Here is a 14,473-nt window from a genome sequence, read left to right on the forward strand (position 1 = left end):
CGTCCGGCCGCTAACTGCTGACGACAAGACGCTACTGCCGAATTGAGGGCATCTTGGTTTCGCTAGGCTAGTTGGAGCCGACTTCACTATTTTGACGGCTTGATCCGGCTCGAGCTTTTCGCGTTTTGGCGGATTCATATCCTACGCTTGTGGAGTAGTTGTCGCATTGTGTTGCCTCGATCGCTTCGTCAAGTTGAACGATATGGCGCCAAGTATCCTCGACGGTCCGTTTCTGAGTTTGGCGCATCCAGTGGTTGATCTTGGCGAAGGCCTGCTCGATTGGATTGAGGTCTGACGAGTAGGGAGGCAGGTACCAAAGTCTGGCGCCAGCAACCTTGATCAACCGCCTGATGGCCGCTGTTTATGACCTCCAAGATCGTCCATGACAACGATGTCGCTGGGCTTCAGCTCGGTGATGAGCTGCTGCTCGCCATGAGCGCGAAAGCATTAGTCGTTGATTGGTCCGTCGAAGACGCAAGGTGCTGTGAGTTGATCCCAGCACTGCGCACCGAGGAAGGTCAGCGTGCGCCAGTGGCCATGTGCAGCAAAGGTGTGCTGCCACTTGCCCCTCGGGCCCCAATCGCGCAGACGAGCCACGTTGGCCTTGACCCAGTTCTCATCGACGAAGACCAGTCGCTGCGGATCTGGATCGACCTACTGGGATCGCCATCGTTGGCCCTGCGGGCAATATCGGCACGCGCCGGCTCAAGGGCGAACAGAGTATTTTGAAGCTCAGGTCTTCGCTGCGCAGGAACAGCCGCGGACGCGTTGTGCTAGGCCTTGACTCAGCGACCGGCCAACTCATCCTTCGGACTGTACAGCGTCAGATGCGGCGTCTCACGCATACGGGCCTTGATGAAAGCACGGTGCGGCTCCAGCGCTCTCTTACGATGTCCGCTCACCTTGCCCGGCGCAACCGACCCGGCCATCCGATGGCGCTGCAACAACTTTACTACCGTCGAAATCGCAATACCGAACTGTTTGGCGGCTGATCGACGACTCGCCACTCAAAACCGTCGCTACAATCCGTTCGCGAAGAGCATTGGAAAGAGATCGGGTGATCAGACGCTGGATCCCACTCCAGCCTGTGTCTCGAATCATAAAGCTGACAGAAATCCGGAATCTCCCTCGATCCTGTCAAATCGTGAACAGCTATAGCCAAAAAGGATGCAGAATTTGAGATACTATAAGCTATTGAAATCGCTAGATAGCTGGAGAAGGTGAACGTGAGAACTTTGAACTGGTGATCGTCCGATGAACGACTTCGCGTCTCGATCGTCGTGCCGCCGCTGTGGGAGGTGTCACTGCCAGGATCGACCTGTCGCCGTTTGCCTTAGCCAGCATTTAGTCGAACTGGTTCGGATCGCGACGCATGTTTGGTCATCCGAAGTAATGAAACCAGACACCGAGCTTTCACCAAACCGTAGATGGCCGGAATGACGATCAGCGTCAGGACGGTTGACGATATCATGCCGCCGATCATCGGCACGGCGATGCGCTGCATCACCTCGGAACCGGCCCCCGTGCTCCACAGGATGGGAACCAGCCCGACCATAATCGCGACGACCGTCATGATCTTGGGCCTCACGCGCTCCACCGCGCCCAGCATGATTGCCTGGTGAAGATCGGCGCGTGTGAACGGCCGCTTTTCTTCGACGCATTTCTGCTTCAGCTCGGTCACGGCCTGTTCCAGGTATGCTCAGCCTTGCTATAGGGCTGCCCCGCGATGTCGTCCGCGAGCATCGCGAAATAGTCCGCCACGATTGCATCGTTCTGCTCGTCGGACCAGTCACCAGACATGACGGCTCCGAAGTTGATCAACCAATCTGGAGAAGGCCCGGATCATGCCAGTAACTGTGCCGGCACACCGATTGCCGGCCCGGCGTCGGCCAGCCGCCAGTCGAGCGCATGTACCGTGGCGCCATGCTCCGACGCGATAGCGAGGCGCAGTGCATCGCCCGCACGAAGCCCGAGGGCATGCTGATCGGCGAACCTTGCGGCCGCCCGAAACTGCCCGCCGGTCACTGGCAGCACGGTGAAGCTTTCGGCGATCAGCTTGTTGAACATGGCAAGTGCGGCCGCGCGCTGCTCCAGGCCGGTCTGCCCGGTCCGTAGCTTGATCGCCATGGCGGACGACATTTCGGTGACGGTCCAATCGCTGATCAGAAGCTGCGCCGGATCCTGCTCCGCCAGCCAGGCCTGAACACGCGGCGTCATTGCTTCGTTGGAGAGCGCCGCGACGATCAGCGACGTATCGAGATAGAGCATCAGTAGCGATCGCCGTCCCGCATCGACCGCACGAGATCAGCGGCGCTCTGGGACTGGGGCGGCGTCGCTGCCGTCAGCGATTGGAGCAGCGCGGCATCGATCGGCTTGCGCGGCCTGGCCACGGCGGTAAGCCGTGCGACCGTCTTGCCGCGACGGGTGATGTCGATCGAATCGCCCGCCTCGACCCGGTCGACCAACTCGCTCAGACGGGCTTTGGCGTCCGCCAGATTGATCGCATCCATGTCATGTTCCTGACCAGTGAGAGATCGGCGGCCATCGTTGTTGAGGAGCCATCGCGCTGTTCGGCGCGCTCATTTGAGAGCCGCGAACATGGCCGCTAGGCGCTTCGTGCCGAGATCGGCCTCGGCATGCGTCAAGCCCGAGAAGCCAAACAGGAGGCCGTGACGAGGCATGGGCGCCACATGCATTGGCGAAATTGGCAGAACCGCGACGCCGTGCCGATGCGCCGCTTGCGCCAACGCGACGTCGTTGTGTTGCGCGCCGGGCCGAGCCAGAAGATGGACGCCCTGGTGTGGGGAGTTCACCTCAAGATGATCGGACAAACGCGCGCGCAACAATGACACCAGTACGTCGCGCGACGCGCGATAGGCCTCGCGCAGCCGTCGCAGATGGCTGGAGAAATGCCCCTCGGCCAGAAAGTCGGCGACCACCAATTGCTGGAACGGCGCGGGGAAACGATCGAGCAGTGTCCGCATCACCCGAAACGCCGGCACCAGATCCTCCGGCACCACCAGATAGCCGAGGCGCAGGCCCGGCAGGAGGGCCTTGCTGAAGGTGCCGACATAGATGACGCAATGATGCTCATCAACGCCCTGCAAAGCCGCCAGCGGCCGGCCGTCATAGCGGAATTCGCTGTCGTAATCGTCTTCGATGACCCAGGCTCCCGTGGCGGCAGCCCAGTCGAGGAGCGCCAGGCGCCGCGCCATCGAGAGAACCGCTCCGGTGGGGTATTGATGCGAGGGCGTCACATAGACAGCCCGCGGCTTGGCGGCGAGTGCTCCGAGCGCGTTGACATTCAGGCCATCGTCGTCGACCGGCACGGGCGCCAGTATTGCGCCATGGACCGTCAAGGCAAGTCGGGCCGGTGGATAGCAGGGCTCTTCGACGGCGACGAAATCGCCGGGATCGATCAGCGTGCGGATCGCCAGATCGATCGCCTGCTGCGCGCCCGCCGTGATGAAGATGCGGCCGGGCATACAGCGCACGCCGCGCGCCGCCAGGAGATAGGCGGCCACTGCTTCGCGCAGCACCTCCTCCCCCTGGGGATCTCGGTAGTGGTTCGACATGGCACCGAGATGGCGATGGGCGATGCGGGTCAGAACGGCGCGTGTTCTTGCGTCCGGCGGTGTCCGACCCATGACGAAGGGTATCTGCAAGGGGGGCTCGGACACCTGGGGCGAGGGCGCGCTGACGGCGCGCGCGGCGCGCGAGAGCAGGCGGCCGGGTTCAGGCCGCTCCCATCCCGTCCCACCAGGGCGCCCGGCGCGCTCCGGCACATCCTTCGAGACATAGGTGCCGGAGCCGGTGCGGCCGATCGCATAGCCTTCGCTCAACAGCGTTTCGTAGGCCTCGGTAACGAGGCCACGAGACACGCCCCACAGGCGTGACGCCGCGCGGGTGGATGGAAGTCGCGCCCCCGGCGGCATACGGCCACCGACGATCCCTTGGCGCAACGCAAGATAAAGCTGCCGGGCAAGCGGTACGGGCGATGCCCTGTCGACCTCGATGTCGACCAGATGCGCCGTGCCTTCGCGCCTTCGAGAAATCTCGACTGTCACCTTAGCCTCCGCAAGAGTGGTCCCCGGAAGCAAATCCAAGTGGACCTGTGATTTTGATCCTGTCGGCCAAATATTTGGGCCAATTATACCGAGAGTCAAAACATCATGCGCGCATCACATGCCTATTGCCTGTTTGTCGGAAGCTTTCTGACAGCAGCCGGTTACGGCGCCACCTTCCTTCTGACCGAGCATTTCCGCGCCCTCGGCGGCAGCGAGATCGAGACCGGCATCACGCTTGGCGGTGCCATGCTTGGCACGGTAATTGGCGTGCCACTGGTCGGTTGGTTCGCCGGCCGCTTCGGCGCGGCGCGGATGGCCGCGCTCGGGGCGCTGTCGGTGTGTGCCGGCTATCTTGCTCTCGCCTCGCTGCACACGCTTTCTCCCGTGATTGGCGGGGCCGGCTTCCTCATCGGGCTCGGATGGGGAATCTTCTATCTCGCCGCGCCGATGTCGTTGTCGGAACGTGTGACCGATCGCGAGCGCGGTTTCTGGTTTACGCGCTTCGGCGCGTTCCTGATGGCCGGCATCGGCGCCAGCCCAGTTGCAGCAGGCGCGCTCACGGGAAGCCTAGGCCTTTCCACGGCGATGGCCTTCTGCGTCGTCGCGGCGGCCTGCGTTCTGGCAGCGCTGCTCTTGTGGATGTTCGAAAACCTGTCGCCGAGGCCGGCTGCCACGACCCCGCGACCGTCCAGCGACGGCTGGGTGCGCAAGCTGCCGGACATCGCCCGTACGAAAGCCATTTACCCCATTCTGATGGTGGGTCTCGGCGCCTGCGTGTTCAGCGGCGTCTTGACGTTCCAGACATCTCTGGTTCGCGGCACGGGCCTGCAGGCGAGCACCTTCTTCGCCGCTTATGCCATTACAGTGGTGGTGTCCCGTTTCGTGCTTGCTCCGCTTGTCAGCCGGGCCAACGGCGATCGCGCCACCATTGTGCTCCTGTCGGTGATGATCCTTGGCGTGGTGGTCGCCTTCGCTCTTCGCTATGGCGTGCTGATCCAGATCGCGAGCGCCATATTGCTTGGCCTCGGCTACGGCCTGGTCTATGCGGTCATCCAGACACAGGCCGTCAATGACGGTCCCGCAGAACAGCGCAACGCCGCACTGACCTGGTTTGCGATCGCCTATTTTCTGGGTGTCTTCGGGTTTCCGCTTCTTGGCGGCTGGCTGATCGTCACTGTCGGTACCGCCGGTTTTCTCGGCGCCGTGCTGGCCTTCGCGATCGCCGAGATGGGCCTGGCATTGCTGCGCCTGCGTGTGCCACGGCCGCTGGAAGCATCATTCAACGAACCGCGCCAAACGGCGGATTCGCGGTGAACCAATCAGGGGCTAAAGGCCGAGCAGAAGGTGCGCCGCCTTGCAACCGTCCAACGACGACGAAGCTCGAGCGATTGCGCACAGGCCTGCGCCAAAGGTTTCATGTCATCGACGCCTTGTTGCGACGGGGCGCAAGTCACCTGGTCCGATGCCCGTTGGATGTGAGTGGCAGATGGTCGGATCGTTGGGAACGTGACATGGCCGATCGTCTGCTTGGCACTGACCAAGGCTGGCTCCGTCCACGGGAATAGCCGCGATTCAAGCCGTTCAGGTCTCTGCCAGGACAAAGCCACTGGGAGGCGATGGTGCCGGCGGCGGACGATGACAAGGCCGCGACGCGCGGTTCTTCCGGTACGCGGCTGCCATCGTTTCCGCAGCCTGCTGGAACCGCTCGCCAAGCAAGAGCAAGTGCTCTATGCTCCCGCATCGTGCCGGTATCGAGATCGGGTTGTCCTGGTGGGGGCGTTCCATGTTCGAAGTCGTTGCGTTCTGGCGAAAAGCGCCAGCGAAGGCCGCAGCATTTAGCTTGATCGTTGCCGCGCTGCCGGGCTTGCTGATCTGCGGATTGCAAACGGCGAGCGCCGCGCCGAACTGGACGCTTGATCCATCCGCTTCGGTGCTCACCTATCAGTCGGTCAAGAAGAATACGATCGTCGAGACCAACAAGATCAGGAACATCACCGGCACGCTGAGTTCCGCCGGCGACGCCAAGATCAGCTTCGACCTTAATTCCGTCGATACGGGCGTCGATCTTCGCAACGTCCGCATGCGCTTCCTGTTCTTCGAGACGTTCAATTACCCGACGGCGGAGGTGACAGCGAAGGTGAACCCCGCCGCATTCGCCGATCTCGCAACCAAGCGCAGGGTGAAGACCACCTTGCCGTTCCGCCTGAACCTGCATGGCCTTGGCAAGGATTTGGAGGCGAGCGTTGTCGTCACCATGATCGGCGATACCCAGGTCTCCGTCGCCTCCGAGGCGCCGGTCGCGGTCCATGTCGAGGATTTTGGCCTGCTGCCGAACATCGACAAGCTGCAACAGGCGGCCAACGTGACGAACATCGTGCCCACCGCGTCGGTATCCTTTGATTTCGTCTTTGCCGCCGAAGGCAGCAAGCCGGTCGCGGTTCAGACTGTCGCGGCAGGCGCGGTTGGTCCCGTTGCTACCGATGCCGCGAAGGCCAACTTCAGCGACGAGGAATGTCTCAACAGGTTTGCTGTGCTGTCGCGCACCGGCGCCATCTATTTTCGCTCCGCGAGCGCCAGGCTTGATGCCAAGAGCCGTCCCCTGCTGACGGAGGTCGTAGGCGTCGTCGGCAAGTGTCCGAGCCTCAAGGTCGAGGTGTCCGGGTACACTGATTCCGACGGATCGCCAGAAGCAAACAAGCTGCTGTCGGAGCGGCGGGCTCAGGCAGTCGCAGACGCGTTGGTTGTCGACGGCGTGCCACGTAACCAGATCAGCGCTGCCGGCTATGGAGAGGAGCGGCCTGTTGCCGCCAATGATACGCCCAAGAACAAGGCGCTCAACCGGCGGATCGAATTCTCCACCAGCAAGCTCGGCAACTGAGGTCGTCGTGGGTTCCGCTGGGATCGCCTTTTGCGGTGGCATGCTTCGTGTCGCCGGACTTGTGGCGCTTGCCCTGCTTTTGACCGTTGCGGCTGCCAGTGCCGAACGTCGCGTCGCGCTGGTGCTCGGCAATTCGCAGTATCGACACGCTGCGGCGCTCCCCAACCCGGTGCGCGATGCCCAAGCCATGGCCGAGCGACTGCGGGGCCTCGGCTTCGAAGTGGTTTCCGGCTTCGACCTCACAAAGCAGCAGACGCAGGCCACAGTCGCCCAGTTTGCCAAGCAGGTTCGCGGCGCTGATGTCGCGCTTTTCTTCTACGCCGGCCATGGTCTGCAGGTATCGGGCAAGAACTACCTGCTTCCGGTTGATGCCGCGCTCGACGACGAGACCTCGCTCGATTTCGAGGCTGTGTCGATCGATTTCGTTCTGCGCCAGATGTCGCGCGAAACCAGCATAAGGCTGGTGTTTCTGGACGCCTGTCGAGACAATCCGCTTGCTGAAGTTCTGGCAAAGACCGCTGGCGTCAAGGGTGTAAGCAGCGGTCTTGCCGAGATACCGATCGAAAACGGCGGCGCCGGCACGCTGGTTGCCTTCGCCGCCAGTCCGAACCAACTGGCCTATGATGGATCGGGCGAACACTCGCCCTTCACCAAAGCACTGCTGCAACATATCGGCGAAACCAACATCTCCATCACCGAAGCCGTGAACAGGGTGACCAGCGACGTCTTCAAGGCGACCAACGGCAAGCAGCGGCCCTGGACCAACGTCTCGCTGACCACCGAAGTCATGCTACACAAGGTCGACCTCAACGCGCCGCTGATTGTCGGGGAGGCGCGCCCGCCGCAAGACGAAGCCGGCTCCGGGACGCGCAATACCGGCACGTCGACCGGCCAGACCGACGACCAGCTTGCGCTTGATGTGCTGCGTCAGAAAATCCCGAAACTGGCAACGGAAGGGCCGATCTTCTTCGATCGGCCGATCAAATTCGGTGATCCGGCAATCGACGGCAAGAGCATTGCCCAATTGATCAAGAGTCAGCCGCTCTTCAGCCCGGTCGAAGGCCTCGATAAGTCCATGTGGCAGGGAAAACACTGCGACGGCTGCCATGAGTGGAACGAAGCCCGTCTTTGCGAGCAGGCAAAGAATTTCGCCGCCAACGACGTCTCCGTCATGCGCCTGCAGCATCCGCTAGGCACGCGTTTCAAGGTGGCGCTGGCCAGATGGGCACAAGGCGGCTGCCAATGATATCGGATTTGGGCCGACGGGACTCGGCCTGAAATTGGAAAGCCTGCTGCATCGGCCAGAAAATCGGAATCGATTTTCGGTAGACACGATGCAGCAGATACAAAGTGTTAGAGCGTCCTTTGCGCGTCCAATTGGACACGCGGCGCTCTAATAGGCGGCGGCCGATAGCCGCTGCGCTTCCATTTCCACGATCTGGATGCCCATTTCGACGAAGGCCGAGAGCACGGCAAAGCGGTCCGCCAGCGAGACGCTCGCCAGCCCCGTCAGGATTCCCGCGTTGACGGCATGGGCGGCAGGAAATCCTGTCGACGCCATGTTGAAGGTGGGGTCGCGCCATGCCGCCGCAAGCACAATCCAGGCAGCCGGGGTTGCTGGCGAAACATCCGTCACGTCGCTTAAGGCCGCTCGGTGATGAGGATTGTCCGGCTCGCGGACCCAATCGTGAACAATGGCCAGCAACCGCAGATCCCGCTCGGCAAGGAGTTCGGCGAGATGGCTCAGGCATTCATGGCCCCACCAGACCGCGGCCTGGTCGGGAAGGAGATAGGCACAGAACGTGACTGCCTCTTCCGGCACGCGCCCAGCGAGCAAGGTACGGCAAAACTCGAGCGGGGGTCGATCGGCGGCAGGCGATTTCATGTCCCTGGCGATGGCGGGACAGGCGAGGAAAAGATCTCTTGCCGATCTGTATCCGAGTTCATTGGCCATGGCCGTCACACCCCGAGCAGGAGCAGCATAGCACTCAAGCCTGCGGCTGAGCGCAGGTCAAGCCTCAGCTTTAGCAGGCGGCGGTGGGTGGCAGCGTGGCTTTGTTCACAGACAGTTGCTGTGCGATTTGATATAGTCTGCACCAGCGAAATCCGCTCAAACAGGAGTGATGATTATGCGGTGGGGCAGCTTAGCCTCGGTATTGGCGGCCATTCTTTTTTCAACGCACGTTTCCGCCGATCCGCTTCAGAAATCGGAAGACATCGTGAAGTTCTTCACCGGTCCGGGCAGCCTTGGTGCGTCGCGCGGAATCTGCGTCGGGACCGAGGAAGAGTGTAAGAGCAAGGCCGATAAGGCTGGGGCGCCAACGCAAAAGACCGGCCTCGATATGATGATCAATTTCGCCCTGGATTCGGCTCAACTCGACCAGACTGCCCGTAGCGAGCTCGACGAATTCGCCAAGGCGCTGGAGGACAACCGGCTGAGCAGATTCAGTTTTGTCGTCGAAGGTCATACCGATGCGACAGGCTCTGATCTCTACAATCAGGACCTTTCGCAGCGAAGGGCGCAATCGGTGGCGGCGTTCCTGACCGCGAACGGCGTTCAGCCCGCCCGGCTCGAAGCGGTGGGCCTGGGCAAGTCACACCCGCGCGTTGCCAATCCCTACGATCCGATCAACCGCCGGGTGGAAATGCGGATCAAGACCGAGTGAGGCGACCGCGCTCCGCTGACCCCATCCATAGTGACAACAATCCAATGGACCCTGCGTAACTGGCACGGGTCCTCTTCAATCGTCTCTGATCAGTTCTTGAGCGCGCCACCCACGGCAATACCGGTACCGAAGATCAGCGCCTTGGTCAGGAAATCGCCGTCGTCTCTCCGGGGCGGCGGCTCGTCGCGGACGTCGGTCCCGCTGTTGTGCCTCCGCTGGACAACTTGCTGCTTCTTGCGCGGCTTTTGTTCCGCCACCTGCTTGAGCGTGCGGGTTTTCTGTACGACCTGTTTCTTGGCCGGCGCCTTGCCGACCTTATTGACGGCCTTCTTGGCGCGTATCGTATCCATTATCGGGTCGGTCTGGATCGCCAGGAACGCCAGTTGCTCGCGTGTCAGATAACTGGTCTGCGGCAGCCCGTTTTTACCCTGCCAGACACCGATTGCCTGGCGTGTCCTCGGACCAAGATTGCCGTCGGCCTGGCCAAGCTCATTGCCCAACGCTTCCATGCGCAATTGCAGATCGATGCGTCCGTTGCGGTCGAGCCCGATGGCGTTTTCAGTCAGCTCGGTGCCCGGCGTCCGCTTCATCTCATCGGTGATACCGACTGTGGTGCGCACGGCCGAGCCCGAATTGGCTTTTGCTTCGTTCGCATTGAGCGACGCGACCTGCTTGCTGTCGGCCTTCAGGTCGTTCAATTGATCGATGTTGAGCTTTGCCACCGTGGCGAAACGGCCGGTCGGGAACTGTTCGAGATAGGCCTCATAGAAGGGAACAGCATTCTTCTTTGATGCTTCATCCCAGAGGCGCTGCTCGACCTCCCAGGATGGTGGCGTGCCGACCGCCGGCGCGGGTGCGTCCGTCGTCTTGGCTGCGTCGGCTACTGGGGCCGCGACTGGCGCGGCTGCCTGCGCCACAGGCTTGCCCAGGAAAACCTCGCGCCCCAGCGAAGCATTATGCCATGGCCGCTGCCGGCCTTGCGTGGCCTCCGTTACCTCGCCGCGGACGCGTGTCAGCGCGCTCTGGATTTCGACGCCGGGTTCGGTCAGGTGCTTGGCGAGCGCCAGCGAATAGGGACTGTCCACACCGTTGCCGTCGAAAGCGATGGCGCCGGGGTCCGTCGCATAGGCGATCAGCACGCCGCCGGTGCCGATGCCGTCGGCTTTTGCATCCACCGGAGCAAGGCCGGCGCCCAACGAGCGGCTCTTCGGCAAGGACGCAGCCAGCGTGCGTGCCAGCGGATTGTCGCGGCATGCATCGAGGATGATGATGCCGACAGCGGGATCGGCCGGCAGTGCCGCCATGAACTCATCGATCTGCACGGTGCGGGTCTTGAGATAGGCGGGAGATGACAGTTCGGCATCCACCGGGATGAGATAATTCTTGCCGTCGACCTGCATGCCGTGCCCGGCGTAAAAAATGACGGCAAGGTCCGCGTTGTAGGACTCTTCGGTGAACTTACCGATCAGGGCGTGCATGCCGGCATTGTCCTGGTCAATGCCTTCGACAACCTCGAAGCCGGCATTGCGCAGCGTGGACGCAATAAGGCGGGCATCGTTCGCTGGATTGGGCAAGGCGACGGCATTAACATATTTGCTGTTGCCGATGACCAGCGCGACGCGCTTGCTGCCGGGCGTGGCAGCCTGGACGCAGAACGCGGCCAGGATCACGAGAATGAATCCAGTCAAGAGGACGGTGAACGCTTTCATGGATCAGCCCTCCACCCCGTTGGGGCGCGTTATCGATGTCCACGCATTCGCAATTTCGTCAGCGACAAAGTCGCTTCTGCCAGAAAGGGCTCTGGGCGTATGTGACCCCTGTCACATTTTAGGTTCACAGGGCGCCAAAAAGCCTCTGCAAATGTGCTCTAATATACCACCCGTCCGCCTGAAAACCAATCAACCTGGCGACTGTTCCGATGTTGTCGGCGGCTTTGACTAGCCTGGCTTAAGCGGGTTTTGGATCGAGTCGAGCAGCGCCGTTATTGCCTGCTTGTATTTTTCGAACTCCGGCGATGTCTGCCGAATTTGCGTTGTCGCCGTCGGCTGGGTCTGATCGGCGGCTACACGCGTCACTTTCTGCCCCATCTTTCGCTCGGCCCAGTCGATCACGTAGCCGGCGGTCTTGCCTGTGAGAAACGGGTTGGCCTGAATAACGGCTGATCCCAGCACTGCGCTCAGCTGTGACGAGCCCTGTGCGGCCAGCACCTGATGCGCGCCTTCCATGCCGAGAAAATGGCACAGATAAAGGCGCCCAGCTGTGATCTGGTGGCCGCGTCCGCGCAGATACGCTTCGCCTTCGCGCGCCAGGTTGCGCACCATCTCACGCGAGAGCGTGGCGTCATAACGAAGCGCGAGCAGGTCGGCGGTCGATAGCGTTCTGGCAAGATCGGGGCGATAGGCGTTCATCATCCGGATCCAGGTCTTAGTGATGAACTGGCCGGCGCCGGTTGCAGACGAGTTTGGATTCTTGGCGCGAGCGCTGCCTCCGCTTTCGACATGAACGATCCGCTCGGTCAGGGTCTCGACAGCCGTATCGGATGAGCCACCGGAATTGCCGGTGGCAACCGTGGTGACTGTCCCCAAGGAATCGATGGCCTCGCCGTTCTGATAGAGCTCGAAATGGAGATGCGGGCCGGTCGAAAGCCCTGTGGTCCCGACATACCCGATGACGTCGCCAGCCTTCACCTTGGTGCCGCTGCCGCTTGCGATGGCGAATTTCTGCATGTGGGCATAGCGGGTCTCGCGCCCGTTGGCATGCGCTATCTTCACCAGGTTGCCGTAGCTGCCGCCATCGCCCTGGAAGGTGATCTCGCCGTCGAAGGCGGCCACGATCGGTGTGCCGATCGGAGCGGCCCAGTCGACACCTTTGTGGATTCGAACCGTGCCGAGGATCGGATGCTTGCGCGGACCGAAGGTCGAGGTCATCACCCCACTGACTGGCGTGACCATGCCGTTCGTCACGGTCAGCGAACGAACCTCATCGTTGCCCGTGACGCATGCATACTGGCCGTCACTCTGCTGGAAGACGAAACAGTCGAGGCTCTTCTCGGTACCCGATACGCCAACATAGAGAACCCTTCCGGAGGTCTCGTCCTGGCCGCGCGGCGCCTGCGAGTAGATCAGCACCAGACGCTGGTCTTCGCTTGCGAAGGCATCCAGGTCCTGTCCCCGCGACAGATACATGATCGCCTCGCCGATAACGCTTGTCGGGACCTTGTTGCGTGCTGCCGTCGAATAGATCGCGTCGAGCAGACGATACTGTCGTTTGGGCCCACCCTGATCGGAGGCTCCGGAATAGTTGAAGAGATCCTCGCTGACCCACGGATCGACGCCCGAAACGAAGGCTCCCGCCGTATTGCGCGTCAAAGTGCCGACATAGATATTCTTGGCGTAGACCGAAATCTGCATGAGCGACATGGTCGTCGTCTCGCGGGCCGGACGGAACCCGCGCATCGCGACGACAAACCCTGCCTCTAATCCGTCGCGGTTGAACAACGTCTTCAACGCCTCGCCTGATGCCTTTGCGTCATCGGCGGAGAAATGAGCATCGAGCACCACGCTATCCAGGCTACGATCATTGAAGATCTTTACGAAAGTGTCTTTGGTCGCCTCGAAGCGTCGATATTCGTTCGTGACTGTCGTGACGGTGGTGGTGTTTTCGATCGCGGTTTTCTTGAACGCGGGCAGGGCTGCCTCGCCTTGGTCGATCGTTTCGCCCCAGCCGGCTTCAGGATCGTCTGCGTCGGCCTTGGGAACCGAACTGGAAGCCGCGTCGCCATTGTCAGGCGCAGGCTGGAGATCGTTTTCCAGATCGCCCTGTTGATCGGCGGGCGGCGCGACCACAGCCGACGAAGCCGGTTGCTGGGCGTTCGGCGCCGTTGCCGAAGGCTTTGGAGCGGTCTGCCGCTGTGCCTGGAAGAATGCGAAATCCTCCTGCGTCGACGGGATCGTCGTCATGAATTTTTCGCTGGCGCTCAGCATCACGTCGGAGAGGATCTCGATCTGTGGCGACGCGCCGGAACTGTCGAGCTCGGCCGGGCGCGCGATTGCGCGGCCTTTCGTTTCGGTGTCGGCGTCGGGCGCAAGCGTGATCCACATCGGGTCCCCGGCGAGACCGATGATCGCAGGCACGTAGACCGACGCATCGGGTGGTACGTCTTCCATGCCCTCGACAGGATGCAGTTCCTCGTCCTCGTCACCGAACGACCAGTAGTCCCTGGTAAGATAGAAGCCGGTGGCGACCGCAACGATGGCGAGCGTTGCGAGGCCGGCAAAGGCTCTGCGCCAAAGTTTGCGCCGGCGCTCAGTCAGTCGCGCCTGCTTCTTGCGTTTGAAGCTCGTGTCGATGCTGTGCGTCACGGGCTATTTCCGGTCAGGAAATAGGTCCAGCGCACCTGCTCTAGCGTGTCGACCTCGACGAAACGCGCCGCGATGTGGCCGTGCTGCCAACACTTTTCAATACCGCGTATCAAGAAGCGGCGTCGGTCGATGCACATTTCGACCGATCCGTTGAGGATCGCGTGGCCGAAGACATCCGTTGCGTAGAGATAGATGTAGCGGTTGGCCAACTCCTCACGGATGACGTTCACGCACTGGTTGGCGCCGATGGTCCACCAGCCGTCAGTCTGGTCGGCATTGTCGACCTTCTGTCCGACGGCGAGATTAACGACGTCGAGCGTCTGGTTGCACACCGTGAATTCTGCATGGGCCTGGTCAATCGACAGGATCGAGAGCAGCGTTGCGCCGACCACAGCGGCGGCCGTCATGCGGCCGGAGAACTCAGGCCATATTCGAAACCAGCCATACCGCCTGGGCGATGACGGCTGGAACAAACGCGAGTAGCGGAGGTCCATCGGCATC

The 14,473-nt window shown here is 61.7% G+C and carries 12 protein-coding genes and 2 pseudogenes; 4 read left to right on the top strand and 10 right to left on the bottom strand.

Going from position 1 to position 14,473, the window contains the following annotated elements; genetic code table 11:
* Positions 1-67: 67 nt before the first annotated feature.
* The 6 genes and pseudogenes from QFZ88_RS18765 to QFZ88_RS18790 all read right to left on the bottom strand — a co-directional run bounded on the left by QFZ88_RS18765 (position 68) and on the right by QFZ88_RS18790 (position 4,067).
* Positions 68-1,062: pseudogene (locus tag QFZ88_RS18765) on the bottom strand (IS630 family transposase).
* Positions 1,063-1,333: 271 nt separating this feature from the next.
* Positions 1,334-1,696, bottom strand: a pseudogene (locus tag QFZ88_RS18770) (efflux RND transporter permease subunit); the annotation flags it as partial.
* Entirely contained in the window at positions 1,678-1,800 is a 123-nt protein-coding gene (locus QFZ88_RS18775) for a hypothetical protein (RefSeq protein ID WP_262368500.1), read from the bottom strand. The gene QFZ88_RS18775 and the pseudogene QFZ88_RS18770, both read right to left, overlap by 19 nt.
* Positions 1,801-1,842: 42 nt before the next feature.
* Positions 1,843-2,268, bottom strand: coding sequence for a type II toxin-antitoxin system VapC family toxin (locus tag QFZ88_RS18780; RefSeq protein ID WP_024925034.1), 426 nt, complete (start codon positions 2,266-2,268; stop codon positions 1,843-1,845).
* Positions 2,268-2,510, bottom strand: coding sequence for a type II toxin-antitoxin system Phd/YefM family antitoxin (locus tag QFZ88_RS18785; RefSeq protein ID WP_024925033.1), 243 nt, complete (start codon positions 2,508-2,510; stop codon positions 2,268-2,270). The genes QFZ88_RS18780 and QFZ88_RS18785 overlap by 1 nt, the downstream gene beginning before the upstream one ends.
* A 69-nt stretch (positions 2,511-2,579) precedes the next feature.
* Positions 2,580-4,067: a PLP-dependent aminotransferase family protein gene (locus tag QFZ88_RS18790; protein WP_024925032.1), complete on the bottom strand. Its 1,488-nt coding sequence runs from the start codon at positions 4,065-4,067 to the stop codon at positions 2,580-2,582.
* 105 nt (positions 4,068-4,172) lie between these two features.
* Here QFZ88_RS18790 and QFZ88_RS18795 point away from each other — a divergent pair, with 105 nt between their 5' ends.
* From QFZ88_RS18795 to QFZ88_RS18805, 3 genes are all read left to right on the top strand, one after another.
* Entirely contained in the window at positions 4,173-5,381 is a 1,209-nt protein-coding gene (locus QFZ88_RS18795; protein WP_024925031.1) for an MFS transporter, read from the top strand.
* A 415-nt stretch (positions 5,382-5,796) separates the two neighbouring features.
* Positions 5,797-6,945, top strand: a complete 1,149-nt coding sequence (locus QFZ88_RS18800) for an OmpA family protein (RefSeq protein ID WP_245317500.1) — start codon at positions 5,797-5,799, stop codon at positions 6,943-6,945.
* A gap of 7 nt (positions 6,946-6,952) precedes the next feature.
* Positions 6,953-8,191: a caspase family protein gene (locus QFZ88_RS18805; protein ID WP_024925029.1), complete on the top strand. Its 1,239-nt coding sequence runs from the start codon at positions 6,953-6,955 to the stop codon at positions 8,189-8,191.
* Positions 8,192-8,338: 147 nt separating this feature from the next.
* Here QFZ88_RS18805 and QFZ88_RS18810 read toward each other — a convergent pair whose 3' ends face one another.
* A complete protein-coding gene (locus QFZ88_RS18810) occupies positions 8,339-8,899 on the bottom strand; it encodes a DUF6931 family protein (protein ID WP_210271003.1) in 561 nt (186 codons plus the stop codon).
* A gap of 175 nt (positions 8,900-9,074) precedes the next feature.
* Between QFZ88_RS18810 and QFZ88_RS18815 the strand changes: the two genes are divergently transcribed.
* Positions 9,075-9,611 (top strand): OmpA family protein, encoded by a 537-nt coding sequence (locus tag QFZ88_RS18815; protein ID WP_024925027.1) that lies wholly within the window; start codon positions 9,075-9,077, stop codon positions 9,609-9,611.
* Between the two features lie 89 nt (positions 9,612-9,700).
* Here QFZ88_RS18815 and QFZ88_RS18820 read toward each other — a convergent pair whose 3' ends face one another.
* The 3 genes from QFZ88_RS18820 to QFZ88_RS18830 all read right to left on the bottom strand — a co-directional run bounded on the left by QFZ88_RS18820 (position 9,701) and on the right by QFZ88_RS18830 (position 14,466).
* A complete protein-coding gene (locus tag QFZ88_RS18820) occupies positions 9,701-11,320 on the bottom strand; it encodes a caspase family protein (protein ID WP_024925026.1) in 1,620 nt (539 codons plus the stop codon).
* 228 nt (positions 11,321-11,548) lie between these two features.
* Positions 11,549-13,972 (bottom strand): M23 family metallopeptidase, encoded by a 2,424-nt coding sequence (locus QFZ88_RS18825; protein ID WP_024925025.1) that lies wholly within the window; start codon positions 13,970-13,972, stop codon positions 11,549-11,551.
* Positions 13,969-14,466: a DUF1036 domain-containing protein gene (locus QFZ88_RS18830; RefSeq protein WP_024925024.1), complete on the bottom strand. Its 498-nt coding sequence runs from the start codon at positions 14,464-14,466 to the stop codon at positions 13,969-13,971. The genes QFZ88_RS18825 and QFZ88_RS18830 overlap by 4 nt, the downstream gene beginning before the upstream one ends.
* Positions 14,467-14,473 lie beyond the last annotated feature (7 nt).

Source organism: Mesorhizobium sp. YL-MeA3-2017 (genome assembly GCF_030814575.1).
Taxonomy (GTDB): domain Bacteria; phylum Pseudomonadota; class Alphaproteobacteria; order Rhizobiales; family Rhizobiaceae; genus Mesorhizobium; species Mesorhizobium terrae.

Coding starts and splice junctions, on each gene's coding strand:
- QFZ88_RS18830 (WP_024925024.1), bottom strand. CDS start 14,466: ATGGACCTCCGCTACTCGCGTTTGTTCCAGCCGTCATCGCCCAGGCGG.
- QFZ88_RS18780 (WP_024925034.1), bottom strand. CDS start 2,268: ATGCTCTATCTCGATACGTCGCTGATCGTCGCGGCGCTCTCCAACGAA.
- QFZ88_RS18815 (WP_024925027.1), top strand. CDS start 9,075: ATGCGGTGGGGCAGCTTAGCCTCGGTATTGGCGGCCATTCTTTTTTCA.
- QFZ88_RS18785 (WP_024925033.1), bottom strand. CDS start 2,510: ATGGATGCGATCAATCTGGCGGACGCCAAAGCCCGTCTGAGCGAGTTG.
- QFZ88_RS18810 (WP_210271003.1), bottom strand. CDS start 8,899: ATGGCCAATGAACTCGGATACAGATCGGCAAGAGATCTTTTCCTCGCC.
- QFZ88_RS18820 (WP_024925026.1), bottom strand. CDS start 11,320: ATGAAAGCGTTCACCGTCCTCTTGACTGGATTCATTCTCGTGATCCTG.
- QFZ88_RS18775 (WP_262368500.1), bottom strand. CDS start 1,800: ATGTCTGGTGACTGGTCCGACGAGCAGAACGATGCAATCGTGGCGGAC.
- QFZ88_RS18800 (WP_245317500.1), top strand. CDS start 5,797: ATGCTCCCGCATCGTGCCGGTATCGAGATCGGGTTGTCCTGGTGGGGG.
- QFZ88_RS18795 (WP_024925031.1), top strand. CDS start 4,173: ATGCGCGCATCACATGCCTATTGCCTGTTTGTCGGAAGCTTTCTGACA.